A 16,943-nucleotide genomic window follows, 5' to 3' on the forward strand; every position below is an offset into this window, starting at 1 on the left:
ATGACGACCGTGGACCAAGGCGACCTCGTACTCGGCGCGTTCGGCTCGCTGGGCGCCCGGATCGACTGCACCGGCTTCAACCGCCTCGACCTCGAAGGCCCGCAGACGCTGTGGCTGGTGGCGTCCGGCGCCCTGGACCTGTTCGCGGTCGACGCCGAACAGCAGGGGCACTGGCACCACCTTGGCCGCCTGGAGGCAGGTTCCCTGCTGCTCGGCCCGGTCACGGGGCCCCAGCACACCCTGGTGGCCCGCCCGTTGCGCGACTGCGTGGTCCACCGCATCGGCCTGCGCGAGCTCTACCAGCCCTCCCACACCCAGACCTGGTCCTACGACGAGTACGGCAACCCCCAGTACGTCCCGCCGGCCACCAGCCCCCTGGAGTACGCCCTCGCCCTCGGCGTCGGCCGCGGCCTTTCGATCCTCTTCCAGGCCCCGATGACCGCCAGTGAGCGGGCCGCGGCCCCGACCGACGACGACGTCTTCTGGATGCAGGTGCCGCCGGGCAGCGTGCAGTACGGCTCGCTGTACGGCGCGGAGGCGGCCGCCGACCTGCTGATGGACCCCGCGCTGTGGCAGAGCATGGTCGACCAGCAGTACCGGCTGCTGACCACCCTGGACCGGTGGATCGAGCAGCTGGAGCGCACCCACGAGACGCGTACGGCGGCCGGCATCAAGGCCGGTGAGGCGGTCCGCGCCCAAGCCGACCGCACGCTCCTCGCCTCCATAGGCAAGGCGGCCAAGCGCACCACGGCCGCCGACGCCGACGCCTCCTACGCGGCCTGCAGGCTGGTCGCCGAGGCCGCGGGCATCACCCTCGCGGAGCCCGCGCAGAGCGGCACCGAGAGCGACCGCATCGACCCGGTCGAACGGGTGGCCCTCGCCTCCCGGGTCCGTACCCGGGCGGTACGCCTGGACGGCCGCTGGTGGCGGGACAACGTCGGGCCGCTGGTCGGACACCGCGCCCTGTCCGGGGCGCCGGTCGCGCTGCTGTGGCGGCGCGGCGGCTACGTGGCCGTCCATCCGGCGACCGGGCGCGAGACCCCGATCGAGAAGGCGAACGCGGCGGAGTTCGAGCCGCGCGCGGTGATGTTCTACCGGCCGCTGCCCGACAAGGCGCTCAGCCCGCTCGGCCTGCTCCGCTTCAGCATGCACGGCACCCGCGGCGACCTCGGCGGTCTGCTCCTTGCCGGGCTGGTGACCGTGGCCATCGGCGCCCTGGTGCCGATCGCCACCGGCAAGGTGCTGGGCGACTACGTGCCGAAGGCCCAGACGAACCTGATCGTGCAGGTCTGCCTGGCGGTGATCGTCAGTGCCGTGGTGTCGGCCGCGTTCACGCTCCTGGAGAACCTGACCATCCTCCGTCTGGAGGGCCGCATCGAGGCGACCCTCCAACCGGCCGTCTGGGACCGGCTGCTGAGGCTGCCGACCAAGTTCTTCACCCAGCGCTCGACCGGTGAGCTGGCCAGCGCGGCGATGGGCGTCAGCGCGATGCGCCGGCTGCTCGCGGGGGTCGGTCCGGTGGTCGCCCAGTCGGTGACCGTCGGGGCGATGAACCTGGGCCTGCTGTTCTGGTACAGCGTGCCGATGGCGCTGGCGGCCATGGGCATGCTCGTCGTCATCGCCGCGCTGTTCCTGGGGCTCGGGCTGTGGCAGGTGCGCTGGCAGCGCCGCCTCGTGGTGCTCGGCAACAAGCTGAACAACCAGGCCTTCCAGACCCTGCGGGGCCTGCCCAAGCTGCGGGTGGCGGCGGCCGAGAACTACGCGTACGCGGCCTGGGCGGGCGAGTTCGCGCGCAGCCGCGAGCTCCAGCAGAAGGTGGGCCGGATCAAGAACCTCACCAGCGTGCTGGGCTCGGTCTACCTCCCGGTCTGCACCCTCCTGATGTTCATGCTGCTGGCGGGCCCGGCGAGGGGCGCCATGGACGCGGCGGCCTTCCTCACCTTCAACACGTCGGTGACGATGCTGCTCACCGCGGTCACCTCGCTGACCGGTTCCTTCGTGTCGGCGGTGGCCGCGCTCCCCCTCTTCGAGGAGATCAAGCCGGTCCTGGAAGCCGCCCCCGAGGTGCGCACCGCCAGCACCCGCCCCGGCCCGCTGTCCGGCGCCGTCGAGGCCCGCCGCCTCTCCTTCCGGTACACGGACGACGGTCCCCTGGTCCTGGACGACGTCTCCTTCGCCGTCCGCCCGGGCGAGTTCGTGGCGGTCGTCGGCCCCAGCGGCTGCGGCAAGTCGACGCTGCTGCGGTTGCTGATCGGCTTCGACAAGCCGGTCTCGGGGAGCGTGCTGTACGACGGCCAGGACCTGGGCGCCCTCGACCAGTCGGCGGTCCGCCGCCAGTGCGGGGTGGTGCTCCAGCACGCGCAGCCGTTCACCGGCTCGATCCTGGACGTCATCTGCGGCACCGAGCCGTACACCCCCGAGGAGGCGATGGCGGCGGCCGAGATGGCGGGGCTGGCCGAGGACATCAAACGGATGCCGATGGGGCTGCACACGATCGTCGCCGGGAGCGGCGCGATCTCGGGCGGCCAGCGGCAGCGGCTGATGATCGCCCAGGCGCTGATCCGGCGGCCTCGCATCCTGTTCTTCGACGAGGCGACGAGTGCGCTCGACAACGACACCCAGCGCATGGTCATCGAGAGCACCCGCAAGCTGAACGCCACCCGGATCGTGATCGCCCACCGGCTGTCCACGGTCCTGGACGCCGACCGGGTGATCGTGATGGAAGACGGCAAGGTCGCCCAGCAGGGGCCGCCGGCCCAGCTGCTCGCCGACACCGGCGGCCGGCTGCACGAGCTGGTGCGGCGGCAGCTGGCCTGACGGGTCAGGCGCCGGGGATGGGGGCGCCGGAGGGCAGGCCGGCGTCGAGATAGCCCTGGTAGTACTCCTTCCAGAGCGCGCTGACGCCGGCGTGCGGGCCCTGGAAACGCTCGCCGCGGGCCTTGGCGTCGAGGGCGGCGAGGCAGACCTCCCAGCCGGCGCTGTTGCGGGCGGCGGTGTTCTCCTCGCCCAGGACATGGGTGAGGGTGAAGCGGGTCCCGTCGGGCCCGGCGTCCTCCAGGTCGAAGCGGATCTCGTCGCCGCCCCAGTCGAAGGTCAGGTTCCGGGGCGGGTCGACGGCGAGCACGGTGCCGTGCGACTCGGGCATGTTCGGGTCGCCGGTGAACTTGACGGCACCGCCGGGGCGCAGGTCGAACTCGGCACGGGAGGGGAACCACTCGGCGAGTTCGTCGGGGTCGGTGACGAAGTGCCAGACGCGGTCGACGGGGTGGCCGTAGACGCAGCTGAAGCGGACGGCGGGGCGGCCGTCGTCGAGGGTGACGTAGGTGCCGGTGAGTTCGGCGGGCATGGGGATCAGTCCTTCGCCTTCGAAGCGGTGTCTTTCGGGTCGTCCGTCGTCTCGTCGAGGCGGCGCCCCAGAGCGTCCAGGCTGCTGTTCCACAGCCGGCGGTAGGGAGCCAGCCAGGCGTCGAGTTCGGCGATGGGTGACGGGTCCAGGGCGTAGACGCGGCGCTGCGCGTCCTGCCGCACCCGGACCAGGCCCGCCTCGCGCAGCACTTTGAGGTGCTTGGAGGTGCCCGGCTGGCTGAGGCCGCAGGCGTCCACGATCTCGCCGACGGGGCGTGGGCGGGTGAGGAGGAGGCCGACTATGGCGCGTCGGTGGGGGTCGGCCAGAGCGGTCCAGAGAGTGTCGGCGGACATGGTTCCAATATGCTCCCCTGGTTATATTCCCGTCAAGGAATATAAGGCCTTCGACGCAGTGGAGCTGCAGGCCGTTCACCACGACCACCCCGTCGACCATGATCGACCCACACCCCCAGCGAAACGTTGCCGTTTCGCTGAAAGTGGTCTAGGCTCGATGTGTACGAAACCGTTTCGTTCGCGGTTCTGTAGGCGCCGTGGCAAGGAAACGGCTTCTTGGTAAATCCCGAACGACTTCCCTGGAGTGGTTCTCGCATGTCTGAGAAGACTTTGACCGACGACGTCCGCGTCGGTACCGAGGAGGCCCCACCGGCCGCCTCCCCCAAGCGGTGGTGGATCCTCGGGGTCATCGCCGTCGCCCAGCTGATGGTGGTGCTCGACGCCACCATCGTGAACATCGCCCTCCCGTCCGCCCAGGCCGACCTCGGGTTCTCCGACGGCAACCGGCAGTGGATCGTCACCGCGTACGCCCTCAGCTTCGCGTCCCTGCTGCTGCTCGGCGGACGGATCGCCGACCTGTTCGGCCGCAAGACCGCCTTCCTCATAGGAGTCGTCGGCTTCGCCGCCGTGTCGGCGCTGGGCGGTGCCGCCAACGGCTTCGGGATGCTGGTCACCGCACGCGCCCTGCAGGGTGCCTTCGGCGCGCTGCTCGCCCCGACCGCGCTCTCGCTGCTCAACACGACGTTCACCGACGCCCGTGAGCGGGCCCGGGCGTTCAGTGTCTACGGTGCCATCGCCGGTGCCGGCGGCGCGGTGGGCCTGCTGCTCGGCGGTGTCCTCACCGACACGTTCGACTGGCGCTCGACCCTGTACGTGAACGTCGCGATCGCCGTCGTCGCCTTCGCGGGCGGTCTGGCACTGCTGCACAACCACCGTGACGCCGGGAACTCCAAGCTGGACGTGCCGGGCACGGTCCTCGTCGCGGCCGGTCTGTTCTCGCTGGTCTACGGCTTCTCCAACGCCGAGACGCACGACTGGGGTTCGCCGCTGACCTGGGGCTTCCTGATCGCCGGCGTGGGGCTGCTGGCGGCCTTCGCCTGGTGGCAGACCAAGGCCAAGTACCCGCTGCTGCCGCTGGGCATCCTGCTGGACCGCAACCGCGCGGCCTCGTTCCTCGCCGTGCTGATCTCCGCGGGCGGCATGTTCGGCGTGTTCCTCTTCCTCACCTACTACCTGCAGCTGAACCTCGGCTTCAGCCCGACGAAGACCGGAGTGGCGTTCCTGCCGATGATCGGCGGGCTGATGGTGACGGCACAGATCGGTACCCAGGTCCTGGTGCCGCGGCTCGGACCGAAGGTGGTCATCCCGCTGGGCTTCGCGGTCTCCGCGGCCGGCATGGCCTGGCTGACCGGGATCGGCGTCGGCTCCAGCTACCTCAGCGCGGTGCTGCCGCAGCTGATCATCACCGGCCTCGGCCTCGGCCTGGTCATGCCGGCCGCCATGCAGCTGGGCACGGGCGGGGTGACGGCCGACGAGGCGGGTGTCGCGTCGGCGACGGTCAACGCCATGCAGCAGGTGGGCGGTTCGATCGGTACGGCGCTGCTCAACACGCTCGCGGCGAGCGCGGCGACGGACTACCTGGCCGGGAAGGACGCGACCAGCAAGCTGGTGCAGGCACAGGCCACGATCGAGAGCTACACGACCGCGTTCTGGTGGTCGGCCGGGATGTACGCGGCCGGCGCGGTCATCGCCTTCCTGTTGTTCCGCAAGGGGGTGCCGCAGCAGGACGCCGACGCGGCGCCGGTCGTTCACATGTAACTGCCGCAGAGCCGCAGGGACTGAGGGGCCGCCGTCAGCAGGGAGACGGTGGCCCCTCACCGTTGTCGTCCGCGGGTGCGTTGTGGCTGGTCGCGCCCACGCGGCGGAGCCGCACATCAATGCAGGCCCGCGCCCCTGTCGGGGCACGTCGAGTCAAGCCAATTCAGAGAAATTCACCCGGTTGAGTGGACCTGATCTTGCATTGCCCGCATCAGGGATGGCAGGCGCTCCCGGCGGGTAACAACCGGGCCCGTATCCGCCCCAGCGAGGTGGAGCTCTGAGATGACGCCGGAAGCCGTGGACCCAGGGCTGCCCGCCGCCAACTCCTGTGCGCGCAGCCGCCGCAGCGGGGCCTTCGTCGTCGTCGAGGTCTTCGGTGAGGTCGACATCGCCACCGAGGAGCTGCTCGCCGAGCATCTGCTCGCGGTGACCACCGGACCCGAGCCCGATGTGCTCGTCGATCTGCGGCGGCTGGAGTTTCTCGACTGTTCGGGGCTGCGGGTGCTGTGCCGGGCCGAGGCGCGGGCCAGGGAGCGGGGCGGGCGGCTGCGGCTGGTGTGCGAAGGGCCCCGGATCCCCCGGCTGTTACGGGCCTCGGGGCTGCTGGGGCGTTTTCCGCCGCTCCCCGGCATTCCCCGGGACGGGAACGCCGGGGAGCGGCGGTGATGCCGGGGGTCGGACGGGCAGCCCCACACCACCCGTCCGCCCCCCGGTGCGAGATCGCAGGTTCCCCGCTCCGGAGGCCGCACTCCCCAGTTGCGGACCTGTCCGGCAGTCACGAGGACCGTGCGATCCCGGGCTCAGAAGGCGAAGACGTTCGTCCCGTAGGCGTCCCTCATGCACTGGTTGCCGAAGGTGCGCTCGTAGGAGACGCGCTTGCCCTGCCAGACGCCCTCGACCGTGACCACGACGGGATCGTAGAGCTTGGTGCACCACACGTCGGTTCTGGGCGCGAGGCCATTGAGGTCACCGCCGGCGCCGCGCAGTTCGGCGCAGGCCTCGGCGGCGGCCGGGTGGGTGCCGGAGGCGCTCGGGGCGCAGTTCAGGGTGACGGCGCGCTCGGGCGTGGCGGTGGCCGCGTCTGTGCCGTGGCCGGTGGTGAGCACCAGGGCCGAGGGGGCGTAGAGCGAGCTCGGGGCGGCGACGGCGGCCCCCGTCAGGGGTCCGCAGACGGCGGCGGCCGTGAGGCCGAGGGTCGCTGCCCAGCGCGCGGTGGTTCGCATTGTGTGCATCCTTCCGCTCGATTCGACGGGTGCCGCCCTCGGCCCGGTGGGTGCCGGGGGCGGCGGGCGCCACTCTGCCGAGTCCGCCGCCGAAACACACATCGAACCCACAGGTTTCAGTAACCTTGCGTATTGAATCAGTGGCGTGAAGTCACGGAATTCGAACGCGTCGACCGCTCAACGGAGCGGTTCTTGATCGCTGGATGCGGCCAGATGGCCTGATCTCATCGCCTCGTTAATCGTCCTGAAACATTCCGCTTCCGCTGTCGGCGGACTTCCCGGCAAGCCCTTGCCTCTGTGCCGCAACGGAGTAATCGTCATTACATGATTACTCAAGAGCAACGAGACAAGCTCCGCGGCTGGTTCGCCGGCCGCCTGCCCGACGACCTCTTCGAGGAACTGGTCGAGGTGACGGTCGACCGCGAGGAGGTCACCGTCATCGGGCGCATCCCCGGCCCCAAGCTGGCGGACGACGTGTCGGACGCCGAGCGGGAGGCGGCCGTACAGGGCCGGATCCAGGAGTTCCGGGAGCGCACCCGGGAGGGCCGGATGGCCGTGGCCAGGGAGGCGGAGCACCAGTTCCGGCGCAAGGTCTCCTGGGGCGTGGAGTGTGCCGGGCAGCGGGCACTGTTCACGCATGTGGCCGCGCCGGTGATGACCCGGCTGCGCCAGCCCGAGCGCGAGGTCCTGGACACCCTGATCGCCGGCGGTGTGGCGCGCAGCCGCAGCGAGGCGCTGGCCTGGTGCGTGCGACTCGTCCAGCGGCACACCGACGACTGGCTGACCGAACTGCGTGATTCCCTGGAGCACGTGGAGCGGGTCCGGGCCCAGGGCCCGGACACCGACCAGACCTGAACCGGCCGCTCGGCAGCGCGCCCGAAGGGGCGCTGGGAGTACCCCCGGCCGAAGCCTGGGGGAGGAACTGCGCGACCAGCCACGACGGCCGCGGACGAACGACGGCACGTCCCGCGGAGCGCCTAGTGGCCGGCCAGTTCCGCCGGCTGTGCCGACGGGCCCCCGGTCCCGGCGATGGAGAGTGAGCCACGGCTCTGGGAGGGTGCCGGGCTGTCGGTCAGCCAGTGCTGGCCGCTGGTGTGGTCGCGGACCTTGACCACGATGTCGGAGCCGGGGTCCACCCCGCCCGTCGAGAGGGCGAGGGTCTCGTCCCAGCGGGGCAGCAACTCGCCCTGGACGGTGAGGTCGTAGCGCACGTCCTCGCCGCGCTCGGCGCCCTCCGCGGCACAGGTACCGACGATGACCACCCCGGCGTCCGCGTGCGAGTCCAGGCACAGGTCCTGGCCGGCCGCGCTGCGCAGCTCGCCGTCGCTCTCGTACGTCCACTGCTGGGTCGAGGCCGTGGAGCACACCGCGAGCACGACGCTCGCCCCGGCCTTCGGGTCGCCGTTGATGTCCAGGCAGAGCTGGGCGGCGGCGTTGCGCAGCCGGGTCGTGTGGTCGGCGGCGGGCAGCCCGGCCGTGCCGGAGGTGGGCGTCGCCTCGGGCTCGGAGTCGCCGGGCACCAGGCCCGCGGTGGCGACGGCGTCGCTGCCGTCACCGCCGCCGGACAGCGTGCTGACGGCGAGCACGGAGGCGAGCAGGCCCGCGCCGGCCACGCCGACACTGGTCAGCAGCGTCTTCGACGACCAGGAGCCGGGCGGACGGCGCACCTGCACGGGGATGCGGGCGAGGATCCGGGTCCGGGCCGTCGCGCGCCGGCGGCCGCCTCCTCCGGCACGCCGGGCGGCGGCGCGGGTGAGGGGAACCTCCGTACCGCCCTTGCGCCCCGGGCGCGTGTCGAGGTAGCGGCGGGCTCCCCAGCCGAGCACCGCCTCGACCAGCAGCACACCCAGTCCGCCCTCGACATGGCCGAGTTGCTCGGCGGCGGCCCTGCAGTACGGGCACTCCGCCAGATGCTCCTGAACGTCCGGCAGCAGGGCACCGCCGCGGCGGATCGGCACGTCCAGCAGTCGGTTGTAGTAGCGGCACTCCTGGGACGGCGCGAGTTCGCGGTGGGCGCGGACACAGCCCTCGCGGAATTTCTCCCGCGCGTCTTCGAGAGCCGCCGATGCGGTTGCCGTGTCCATGCCCAACAGACCGGCCGGTACGGTTATCGGTTCGGCCTCCACCTCGGCATGCCAGAGCAGGCTCTGGGCGAGCGCCGGAAGGCCCAGGAATGAACGCTCCGCGAGGGCGCGGTTTTCCGGGGTCATGGACTTCGTGGCGCGCATACCGCGGCCGCCGGCGGGTTTCCCGAGGTCCGGAAGAACCTCCGCTATTCGGTCCTCCACGGCCCAGTTGGCGACCGTGTCGCGGACGGAGACCAGCAGGCGCGGCCGGATCGCGTCGGCCGTCTCGCCGAGGGCCACCCGGTCCAGGACCTGATGGAAGGCGGCGGCCGCGACCATGTGCGCGACAGGCCCGGAGGCGGCCAGGCAGATGACCGCGTATTCCTGAACGGGCCGCCAGTGCCTGGCCATGAGCAGCGCGGCGGACCGGGAGGCCTCGATGTCCGATCCGGCTCGCAGCGGGGCGGCGAGGGACTCGTCGGACTCCCCCGCACCACCGCCCGGCGGCGGATAGGAAGGGCGAGGCGGGTGGGGGGTGGGCACGGAGCGGATTCCTTTGGTGCGGTGGTGCGTACCTCTTCGGTGCGCCTGCGGGGAGCGGGAATTCGCCGACACGGTGTCGGTACGGTGTCGGTCGCGTTCCTCAACTACCGAATTGGACCAGGCCATTACCCCGCGCGGGCATTCACCCTCGCACAAGTCTCACACAAGCAACAAGGCACCCGTACAACATCGACAGCATTGACAGAAAGTCAGAAAGGCGGCGGTGGCTATTGCCCCTTCATGGCCGCATTCACCATTCCGCGCGCCCCGTGTGAACCGTGTGCCCGCACCGGTCCCGCGCGCACGCTCCCGGCCCGCCCGCACGGGTGGTCCACTGATGACCGGCCCTCCTCACGAGGCCCCGTGCGGAACGGCGGCTCTTCCGCACGAAACAGGCCGCCGGCCCCGTTCCTCCCGCCCTCGGCCGGCGGCCGCGGGGGCGGCTCTGCCTGCACGTCCGGGCGGGTGTCAGAGCTGCCAGGAACGGAGCCGGTCCGCCGCGGCGTAGACGTCGGCCTTGCCGCTCATCAGGTCGCGGGCGAGGTCGACGAGGGCGCCGTACGGCGGGTCGATGCCGACATCGCTGACGTACATGTAGGCCACGGCGGTCGCGCAGGCGAACCGGGCGTTGGCCGAAGGCAGCGGCTTGAGCAGGGCGAGGGTGTGCAGCAGGGCCGCGGCCCGCCAGGCGGCGTCGGAGTCCACGCCGAGCCGGGGCGGGTCGACCCGGTGCCGGGCGACGGCGGCGACCAGCGCGGAGAAGTCGTTGATGGTGGGCTGCTCGGGCAGGACTTCCTCGTGGCGCTGGAGCAGCCAGGACACGTCGATGTGGATGACCGGCGGCATGGGTCAGGCGGCCTCGCCCTTCGCGGGCGGCTCGTCGTCCGGGAACGCGGCGGCGAACTCGGCGGCGTGGGCCGCGAAGAAGCGGCGGAACTCCTCCGCCCCCTCCTGCAGGGCCCGGTGCCGGGCAATGTCGGCGGCGGCTGCCTCACGGACCAGGGCCTTCATCGACGTACCGCGCTCCTTGGCTATCTGCCTGAGGTCCTCAAGTTCGCGGTCGCTGAACTCCACGTTGAGAGCTGGCATGCCCTTCACGGTACCGCGAGGGTACTCCACCGTAAATACCCGCAGGTCACAACGGACTCGCCACGGTACCTGCGGGGCCTCAGGGCCATGTCCGTTTTCCGCCGGTCATCCGCCCGGCACGGCGACAGACTCGGTGTCACGACGTCATGAGAACTCACGGGATCTCCCGAGAGAGTCCCGAGACTTCCGAAAGCGAGGAATCCGATGGACGTGTACACCGTGTACGACAGCCCGCTGGGCGAGCTGCGCCTGACCGGCGCGGAGTCGGCCGACGGTTTCGTCCTCACGTCACTGTCCCTGCCGGGGCGGCGCCACGCCGACGCCGTCCGCGCCGACCGCCCGTTCGCCGAGGCCGTGCGTCAGCTGAACGCCTACTTCAGCGGGCGGCGCACCCGCTTCGACCTGCCGTGCGCCGCCCGGGGCACGGAATTCCAGCAACGTGTGTGGCGGGCACTCGACGACATCCCGTACGGCACCACGACGACGTACGGCGAACTGGCCGCACGGCTGGGCGTGCCCCGGACCGAGATCCGGGCGGTGGGCGCGGCGATCGGCGCCAACCCCCTGCTCGTGATCCGGCCCTGCCATCGCGTGATCGGCGCCGACGGCTCGATGCGCGGGTACGCGGGCGGGGTCGAAAACAAGGTACGGCTGCTCACGCACGAGGGCGCGCTGCAGCCGATGCTCGGCTGAGCGACATGCTCTGTCCGCGGCTGCTGCCCCTCGCCCGGGACGGGGCGGCCCGCCGGGACCGCACACCGCCTCAGCCGCCTCAGCCGCCTCAGGTGTCGAGGCGGCTGATCCGTACCGCGCCCGAGGTCTGTCCCGGGTGGGCGCTGGTCAGGGTGAGCCGGATCCTGGAGCCGCGTGCCGCGCTGAACGTGATGACGGTCGGGGTGTCCGAGGCGGTTGCCCAGTCCACCGCCGTACCCTGCACCGCCCGGTACGCCGTGCCGTCCCAGACGGCCACCTCGACCGAGGCGGGGAGGGCGTGGCCGGCGTCCACGGTGAAGGAGACCTCCACCCGGTCGAAGGTGCGGGTGCGCCCGTGGTCGACCGACACCCAGTCCGCGGTCCGGGCACCGCCGAAGGCGGGCAGCAGGGCGGTGGCCGACTTGGCGAAGCCGTTGGACCAGCCGGTGGCCGGGTCGCCGTCGAGCATGGCGGCCGGGAGCGTGTCCGGGCGGCCGGAGTAACTGGCGTCCCCGTACGGGTAGTCCGGCGGGGACGGGTAATCCGGGCCGAAGTCGGGGGCGGGGGTGCTCGCCGCGGTGCGGGCCGGGGTGGTGTGCACGGTGGCTGTGCCCTTGCGCAGGCCGGCCACCCGCGCGGTCACCTTGAGGCCTCCGGGCTTCGTACCGGAGCGGACGACGGCGAGTGCCTTGCCGTGGAAGGCGGTCCGGGTGCTGGCCTGGTAGCGCTCGGCGCTCTCCTCACGGCCGTTGTCGAGCCCGGCGAGCGAGCCGCCGGTCACCGCGAAGGAGATGAGGTCCTCGGCGTCGGGCACCACCACGCCGTGCGCGTCGACGATCTCGGCGGTGACGAAGACCAGCGAACGTCCGTCGGCGGCCAGGGAGTCGCGGTCGGGGGTGAGACGGACGGCGTGCGGGGCGCCTGCGGTGCGCAGGACGTCGGTCGCGACCACCTTGCCGTCGCGTCGGGCCACTGCTTTCAACTCGCCCGGCCGGTACGGCACTTTCCAGGTCAGGTGCAGTTTGCCCGCGCTGCCGTTGGGGCTGGTGTAGCTGCCCGGGTAGGGGCCGGTGGTGAAGGTCTTGTCGTCGCCGGTGGCCTCGGTGGTCTCCAGGTAGGTGCGGCCGTCGGTGGTCTTCTTGGTGTCGAACTCCCGTACCCCCAGGGACGTTCCGTTCAGGAACAGCTCGACGGAGGGCACGTTGGCGTACGCCCACACCTCGACCGTGTCCCCCTCCTCGTGGTTCCAGCTCATCGGCAGCAGGTGCACCATCGGCTCGCTCACCCACTGGCTGCGGAAGAGGTGGTACATGTCCTTCGGGAAGCCGGCCGTGTCGACGGCGCCGAAGAAGGACGACTTCACCGGGAACACGTCGTACGGCGTCGGCTCGCCGATGTAGTCGATGCCCGACCACAGGAACTGGCCCGCGAACCACTGCCGGTCCCGGTCCTTCTTGTGGCCGTACTCGCCGCTCATCGTCCAGGAGGCGAGGTTGTTGTCGTAGGACGAGGTAGCGCGGCGGCCCGGGGTGTGGTTCTCCCCGGTGTTGAGGTGTTCCGGCTCCTGGTACGTGCCGCGGGTCGAGGTCTCCGAGGAGGACTCGGACTCGAAGAGGAACAGGTGCGGGTAGGCCGCGTGCAGCGCGTCCACGGACTTGGCGGTGTTGTAGTTGAGGCCGAGTCCGTCGAGCTTGGCCAGCATCAGGTCGGCGGCGGAGCCCTGCTTGGGCACGCCGCGGTACTTGTCGGAGCCGATCACCAGGGGGCGGGTGTCGTCGGCGGCCCGGACGGCGGCGATGATCCGGTCGGCCATGGCGAGGCCGGCGATGGAGGTGGAGTCGGGGATCTCGTTGCCGATGGACCACAGGACGACGGCGGGCGAGTTGCGGGCGGCGAGGACCATCTCGGTGGCGTCGGCCTCGCACCACTCGTCGAAGAAGCGGCCGTAGTCGTACTTGGTCTTGCCGGTCTTCCAGCAGTCGAAGGCCTCCACCATCATCACGATGCCCAGTTCCTCGCAGACCTCGATCATCTGCGGCGAGGGCGGGTTGTGCGAGGTGCGGAAGGCGTTGACGCCCATCGACTTCATGACGGTCATCTGTCTGCGCACCGCGTCGGCGCTGATCGCCGCGCCGAGGGCACCCTGGTCGTGGTGGAGGTCGACGCCCTTGATCTTGGTGGGCACGCCGTTGAGGGAGAAGCCCTCGTCGGGGTCGAACCGGTAGCTGCGGACGCCGAAGACCGTGCGGTAGGTGTCGGTGGTGGTGCCGCCGACCCGGAGTTCGGTGTGCAGGGTGTAGCGGTGCGGGGCCTCGGCCGCCCACAACTTCGGCTTCCCGACGGTCAGTTCGTGGGTCGCGGTGGTCCCGCCGGAACCGGTCACGGTGACCGTGGAGGACGTGCGGGCGACCGTGCGGCCGTCGGAGTCGGCGATCCGGGACAGGACCGTCACGTCCGCGCCCGCACCGGACGCGTCGACCACGGCCGTGCGCACCCGCACCACCGCCCGCTCGGCGCTGACGTCCGGGGTGGTGACGTACGTCCCCCAGCGCGCCACGTGCACCGGCTCGGTCACCACCAGGCGGGCCTCGCGGTAGATGCCGCTGCCCGAGTACCAGCGGCTGCTGGGCAGTTGGTTCTGCACCTTGACCGCGATCACGTTCTCGGTGCTGCCGTCGGTGTGCAGCAGGTCGGTGAGGTCGAAGGCGAAGCCGGTGTAGCCGTAGGGGTGGCGGCCGGCCTCGGTGCCGTTGCAGTAGACGTACGAGTCCATGTAGACGCCGTCGAACTCCACCGAGATCCGCTTGCCGGCGTAGCCGGGCGGCAGGGTGAAGGCGAGCCGGTACCAGCCGAGGCCGCCCGGGAAGAAGCCGGTGCCGCTGGTGGTGCCGTGGTCGGTGGTGGGGGTCTGCTCGATGCTCCAGTCGTGCGGTACGGCGACCTGACGCCAGGCCGAGTCGTCGTACCCGGGGTCGGCGGCGTCCGCGTAGGCGCCGGTCGGGTCGGTGATCCCGCCCGGGTTGACCAGCGCGAACCGCCAGCCGTCCCGCAGGGCGACCGTGCGGCGGCCGGTGACCTGCGAGGACGTACCCCCGTCCGGGGCCGCCCAGGCGCCCGGGGCACCCAGCAGGGCGCCGGCCGTCGGGGCTGCCGTGGCGGCTGCCAGAACCGATCTGCGTGTGACCGTCATGGTGCGGCTCTCCCTCATCAGGGCCCAGAACTACTCACAACTGATCGTGAACAAACAGATTCTGACGGGGTGACACGTGTCCCCGTCAAGGGTCCGGAACCCTCCGCCCACCTCTTTCGTCCCGTCGGCCGGTCCCCGTTCGGCACCCCGGACAGGGCCCGGCCCCGGCCGACCGGCCACCGCCGCTTGCCGGTCGCGAGGGGGTCCGAAGCACTACGCTGAACACGAGTGGTGCACCTGTTGACTGTGAGTGTGCGCTTGGGAGTGGCGAGATGAGCCGGGTCTATCCCTTCGACGATGCGGCGACGGCCCGGGCTGTCATCGACGAGGAAGGCACACTGACCGAGTGGAGCGAGGGCGCGCGGCGGCTCCTCGGCCACCCGGCCGAGGAGGTCGTGGGCCGGCCCGCGGCGGTGCTGCTCGCGGCGGACGTCACACCCGGCGCGCCCGTCGGCGCCCGCTGGGACGGCACCCTCGGACTCCGCCACCGGGACGGCCGTACGATCCCGGTCTGGCTGCTCGCCCACCACACCCCGGCACACGACGGACGGCCCGGCCACTGGCTGGTGGTCTCCCCGCTGGACGGCGGCGGACCGCGCACCCCGGACGATCCGCTGGCGACGGCCGCGCTGACGCAGTCGCCGTGTGCCATCGCGGTCTACGACGACCAGCTCAGGCTGCGCCGGATGAACGACGCGATGGCACAGGTCATCGGGCTGCCCGAGGAGCGGGTCCAGGGGCTCAGGGTCACCGAGATCGGCGGCAAGCCGGAGAGCGGGAACCTGGAGCGGAACATGCTCCGGGTGCTGGCCTCGGGCCGTCCGCTGGACGTGCAGACGTACATGCGGACCGGCGGCGAGGACCGGGCGCACGCCTGGCTGGCCCGGATGGCGCCGGTCACCGACGCCGCCGGGCGGGTGTGGGGCGTGAGCCTGGCCGCCCACGACTTCACCGAGAACTACCAGGCCAGGGAGCGGCTCCAACTGGTCAACGCGGCGAGCGTGCGGATCGGCAGCACCCTCGACGTCACCCGTACGGCTCAGGAGCTGGCGGACGTCTGCGTCCCGGCCCTCGCCGACCTGGTCACCGTCGACCTGCTGGATCCGCCGGAGCACGGCGGCGACCTCCCGGCCCGGCTGAGCGCGCCGGTCACCCTGCGCCGCATCGCGCACCAGTCCGTGCTCCCCGGCGTCCCCGAGGCGGTCCTCAAGCCCGGGCAGACCGAGGTCTACCCGGCCTCCTCACCGCAGGCCGACTCGCTGACCGCGGGGCACACGATCGTGGCCTCGGTGACCTCCGGCGAGCTGGACCAGTGGCTGTCCTGGAACAAGCGCCGAGGAGAGCGGGCGCGCGAGTTCGGCGTGCACTCCTCGATGTCCGTGCCGATCCAGGCCCGCGGCACCACCCTGGGCGTCGCGGTGTTCCGGCGGCACCGGCGGCTCGACCCGTTCGGCCCGGACGACGTGCTGCTCGCCGAGGAGATCACGGCCCGGGCCGCCGTCTGCATCGACAACGCCCGCCGCTACTCGCGCGAGCGCGAGACCGCCCTGGCCCTGCAGCGCAGTCTGCTGCCGCGGACGCTGCCCCGGACCGCCGCCCTGCAGGCCGCGTCCCGCTACCTGCCGGCGGCGCGGGCCGGGGTGGGCGGCGACTGGTTCGACGTGATCCCGCTGTCCGGGCTGCGGGTCGCCATGGTCGTGGGGGACGTCGTCGGCCACGGCGTGCAGGCCTCGGCGACCATGGGCCGGCTGCGGACCGCCGTGCGCACCCTGGCCGACATCGACCTGGCCCCGGACGAGCTGCTCACCCACCTCGACGACCTGGTGCTCCGGCTCTCGGCGGAGCACGGCGGCGAGGGCAGCCCCGGCGAGGTCGGCGCGACCTGCCTGTACGCCGTCTACGACCCGGTCTCCCGGCGCTGCACACTGGCCCGTGCCGGGCACCCGCCGCCCGTTCTGGTGCGCCCGGGCCAGCGCCCGAGCCGGCTGGACCTGCCCGCCGGTCCCCCGCTGGGCCTGGGCGGGCTGCCGTTCGAGTCGGCCGAGGTGACGCTGGCCGAGGGCACGGTGCTCGCGATGTTCACGGACGGACTGATCACCTCCCGGCACCGGGACCCGGACACCGGCCGCCGGCTCCTGCACGAGGCGCTGGCGGCGTACAGCGACTCCCTGGACGAGACCTGCGACCGGATCCTGCACGCCCTGCTGCCGTCGGGCGGCGCGGCCGACGACGTGGCCCTGCTGCTGGCCCGCACCCAGGGCCTGCCGCCGACCCGGGTGGCGTCCTGGGACATCCCCGCCGACCCCGCCCTGGTCGCGCCGATCCGCAAGCAGGTCGTCGAGCAGCTCGACGTGTGGAACCTGAGCATGGCCGCCTTCACGGCGGAGTTGGTGGTCAGCGAGCTGGTCACCAACGCCATCCGCTACGGCGCCCACCCCATCGGGCTCCGCCTGATCCACGACACGACCACGCTGATCTGCGAGGTCTCCGACACCAGCCACACGGCCCCGCACCTGCGCCGGGCCAAGACCTGGGACGAGGGCGGCCGGGGCCTGCTGCTGGTGGCCCAGCTGACCCAGCGCTGGGGCACCAGGCACACCGGGGAGGGCAAGACGATCTGGGCCGAGCTGTCCCTCTTCGAGGACGAGCTCCCCTGAGTGCTCAGCGCTTCGCTGGGAGTGC

Annotated in this window: 13 protein-coding genes; 6 read left to right on the forward strand and 7 right to left on the reverse strand. The window is 71.8% G+C overall.

Annotation, left to right across the window (positions count from 1 at the left end):
• Positions 1-2,817, forward strand: a complete 2,817-nt coding sequence (locus ABT137_RS23280) for an NHLP bacteriocin export ABC transporter permease/ATPase subunit (RefSeq protein WP_351711838.1) — start codon at positions 1-3, stop codon at positions 2,815-2,817.
• A gap of 4 nt (positions 2,818-2,821) precedes the next feature.
• On the opposite strand, the gene ABT137_RS23285 is transcribed toward ABT137_RS23280, so the two are convergent.
• Both ABT137_RS23285 and ABT137_RS23290 read right to left on the reverse strand, forming a co-directional pair.
• On the reverse strand, positions 2,822-3,346 hold the full coding sequence (locus tag ABT137_RS23285; protein ID WP_351711840.1) for an SRPBCC family protein: 525 nt from the start codon (positions 3,344-3,346) through the stop codon (positions 2,822-2,824).
• 5 nt (positions 3,347-3,351) lie between these two features.
• On the reverse strand, positions 3,352-3,699 hold the full coding sequence (locus ABT137_RS23290; protein ID WP_351711842.1) for an ArsR/SmtB family transcription factor: 348 nt from the start codon (positions 3,697-3,699) through the stop codon (positions 3,352-3,354).
• 255 nt (positions 3,700-3,954) lie between these two features.
• Here ABT137_RS23290 and ABT137_RS23295 point away from each other — a divergent pair, with 255 nt between their 5' ends.
• Together ABT137_RS23295 and ABT137_RS23300 are read left to right on the forward strand one after the other, a co-directional pair.
• Complete coding sequence (locus ABT137_RS23295) at positions 3,955-5,457, forward strand: MFS transporter (RefSeq protein WP_351711844.1); 1,503 nt, start codon at positions 3,955-3,957, stop codon at positions 5,455-5,457.
• Between the two features lie 282 nt (positions 5,458-5,739).
• Positions 5,740-6,123 carry an STAS domain-containing protein gene (locus tag ABT137_RS23300; RefSeq protein ID WP_351711846.1) on the forward strand — a complete coding sequence of 128 codons (384 nt, stop codon included), beginning with the start codon at positions 5,740-5,742 and terminating at the stop codon, positions 6,121-6,123.
• Between the two features lie 134 nt (positions 6,124-6,257).
• Here ABT137_RS23300 and ABT137_RS23305 read toward each other — a convergent pair whose 3' ends face one another.
• Complete coding sequence (locus tag ABT137_RS23305) at positions 6,258-6,680, reverse strand: subtilase-type protease inhibitor (protein ID WP_351711848.1); 423 nt, start codon at positions 6,678-6,680, stop codon at positions 6,258-6,260.
• Positions 6,681-7,004: 324 nt separating this feature from the next.
• Here ABT137_RS23305 and abmR point away from each other — a divergent pair, with 324 nt between their 5' ends.
• Positions 7,005-7,535, forward strand: coding sequence for an ATP-binding transcription factor AbmR (abmR, locus tag ABT137_RS23310; protein WP_351711850.1), 531 nt, complete (start codon positions 7,005-7,007; stop codon positions 7,533-7,535).
• A gap of 122 nt (positions 7,536-7,657) precedes the next feature.
• Here the strand turns inward: abmR and ABT137_RS23315 are convergent, their stop codons facing one another.
• From ABT137_RS23315 to ABT137_RS23325, 3 genes are all read right to left on the reverse strand, one after another.
• The gene (locus ABT137_RS23315; protein ID WP_351711852.1) at positions 7,658-9,289 is read right to left on the reverse strand and encodes an RICIN domain-containing protein; all 1,632 of its coding nucleotides are present in this window, start codon (positions 9,287-9,289) and stop codon (positions 7,658-7,660) included.
• Positions 9,290-9,757: 468 nt separating this feature from the next.
• The gene (locus tag ABT137_RS23320) at positions 9,758-10,135 is read right to left on the reverse strand and encodes a toxin Doc (RefSeq protein WP_351711854.1); all 378 of its coding nucleotides are present in this window, start codon (positions 10,133-10,135) and stop codon (positions 9,758-9,760) included.
• 3 nt (positions 10,136-10,138) lie between these two features.
• Positions 10,139-10,378 (reverse strand): hypothetical protein, encoded by a 240-nt coding sequence (locus ABT137_RS23325; protein ID WP_351711856.1) that lies wholly within the window; start codon positions 10,376-10,378, stop codon positions 10,139-10,141.
• Between the two features lie 204 nt (positions 10,379-10,582).
• Here ABT137_RS23325 and ABT137_RS23330 point away from each other — a divergent pair, with 204 nt between their 5' ends.
• The gene (locus tag ABT137_RS23330) at positions 10,583-11,071 is read left to right on the forward strand and encodes a methylated-DNA--[protein]-cysteine S-methyltransferase (protein ID WP_351711858.1); all 489 of its coding nucleotides are present in this window, start codon (positions 10,583-10,585) and stop codon (positions 11,069-11,071) included.
• Between the two features lie 88 nt (positions 11,072-11,159).
• Here the strand turns inward: ABT137_RS23330 and ABT137_RS23335 are convergent, their stop codons facing one another.
• A complete protein-coding gene (locus tag ABT137_RS23335) occupies positions 11,160-14,261 on the reverse strand; it encodes a glycoside hydrolase family 2 TIM barrel-domain containing protein (protein ID WP_351711860.1) in 3,102 nt (1,033 codons plus the stop codon).
• 272 nt (positions 14,262-14,533) lie between these two features.
• Between ABT137_RS23335 and ABT137_RS23340 the strand changes: the two genes are divergently transcribed.
• Positions 14,534-16,918, forward strand: coding sequence for a SpoIIE family protein phosphatase (locus tag ABT137_RS23340; protein WP_351711862.1), 2,385 nt, complete (start codon positions 14,534-14,536; stop codon positions 16,916-16,918).
• The last annotated feature ends 25 nt before the right edge of the window (positions 16,919-16,943 follow it).

Source organism: Streptomyces sp. NPDC001980 (assembly GCF_040296885.1).
In the GTDB taxonomy this organism is placed as follows: Bacteria; Actinomycetota; Actinomycetes; order Streptomycetales; family Streptomycetaceae; genus Streptomyces.

Coding starts and splice junctions, on each gene's coding strand:
- ABT137_RS23280 (WP_351711838.1), top strand. CDS start 1: ATGACGACCGTGGACCAAGGCGACCTCGTACTCGGCGCGTTCGGCTCG.
- ABT137_RS23285 (WP_351711840.1), bottom strand. CDS start 3,346: ATGCCCGCCGAACTCACCGGCACCTACGTCACCCTCGACGACGGCCGC.
- ABT137_RS23290 (WP_351711842.1), bottom strand. CDS start 3,699: ATGTCCGCCGACACTCTCTGGACCGCTCTGGCCGACCCCCACCGACGC.
- ABT137_RS23295 (WP_351711844.1), top strand. CDS start 3,955: ATGTCTGAGAAGACTTTGACCGACGACGTCCGCGTCGGTACCGAGGAG.
- ABT137_RS23300 (WP_351711846.1), top strand. CDS start 5,740: ATGACGCCGGAAGCCGTGGACCCAGGGCTGCCCGCCGCCAACTCCTGT.
- ABT137_RS23305 (WP_351711848.1), bottom strand. CDS start 6,680: ATGCGAACCACCGCGCGCTGGGCAGCGACCCTCGGCCTCACGGCCGCC.
- abmR (WP_351711850.1), top strand. CDS start 7,005: ATGATTACTCAAGAGCAACGAGACAAGCTCCGCGGCTGGTTCGCCGGC.
- ABT137_RS23320 (WP_351711854.1), bottom strand. CDS start 10,135: ATGCCGCCGGTCATCCACATCGACGTGTCCTGGCTGCTCCAGCGCCAC.
- ABT137_RS23325 (WP_351711856.1), bottom strand. CDS start 10,378: ATGCCAGCTCTCAACGTGGAGTTCAGCGACCGCGAACTTGAGGACCTC.
- ABT137_RS23330 (WP_351711858.1), top strand. CDS start 10,583: ATGGACGTGTACACCGTGTACGACAGCCCGCTGGGCGAGCTGCGCCTG.
- ABT137_RS23335 (WP_351711860.1), bottom strand. CDS start 14,261: ATGACGGTCACACGCAGATCGGTTCTGGCAGCCGCCACGGCAGCCCCG.
- ABT137_RS23340 (WP_351711862.1), top strand. CDS start 14,534: ATGAGCCGGGTCTATCCCTTCGACGATGCGGCGACGGCCCGGGCTGTC.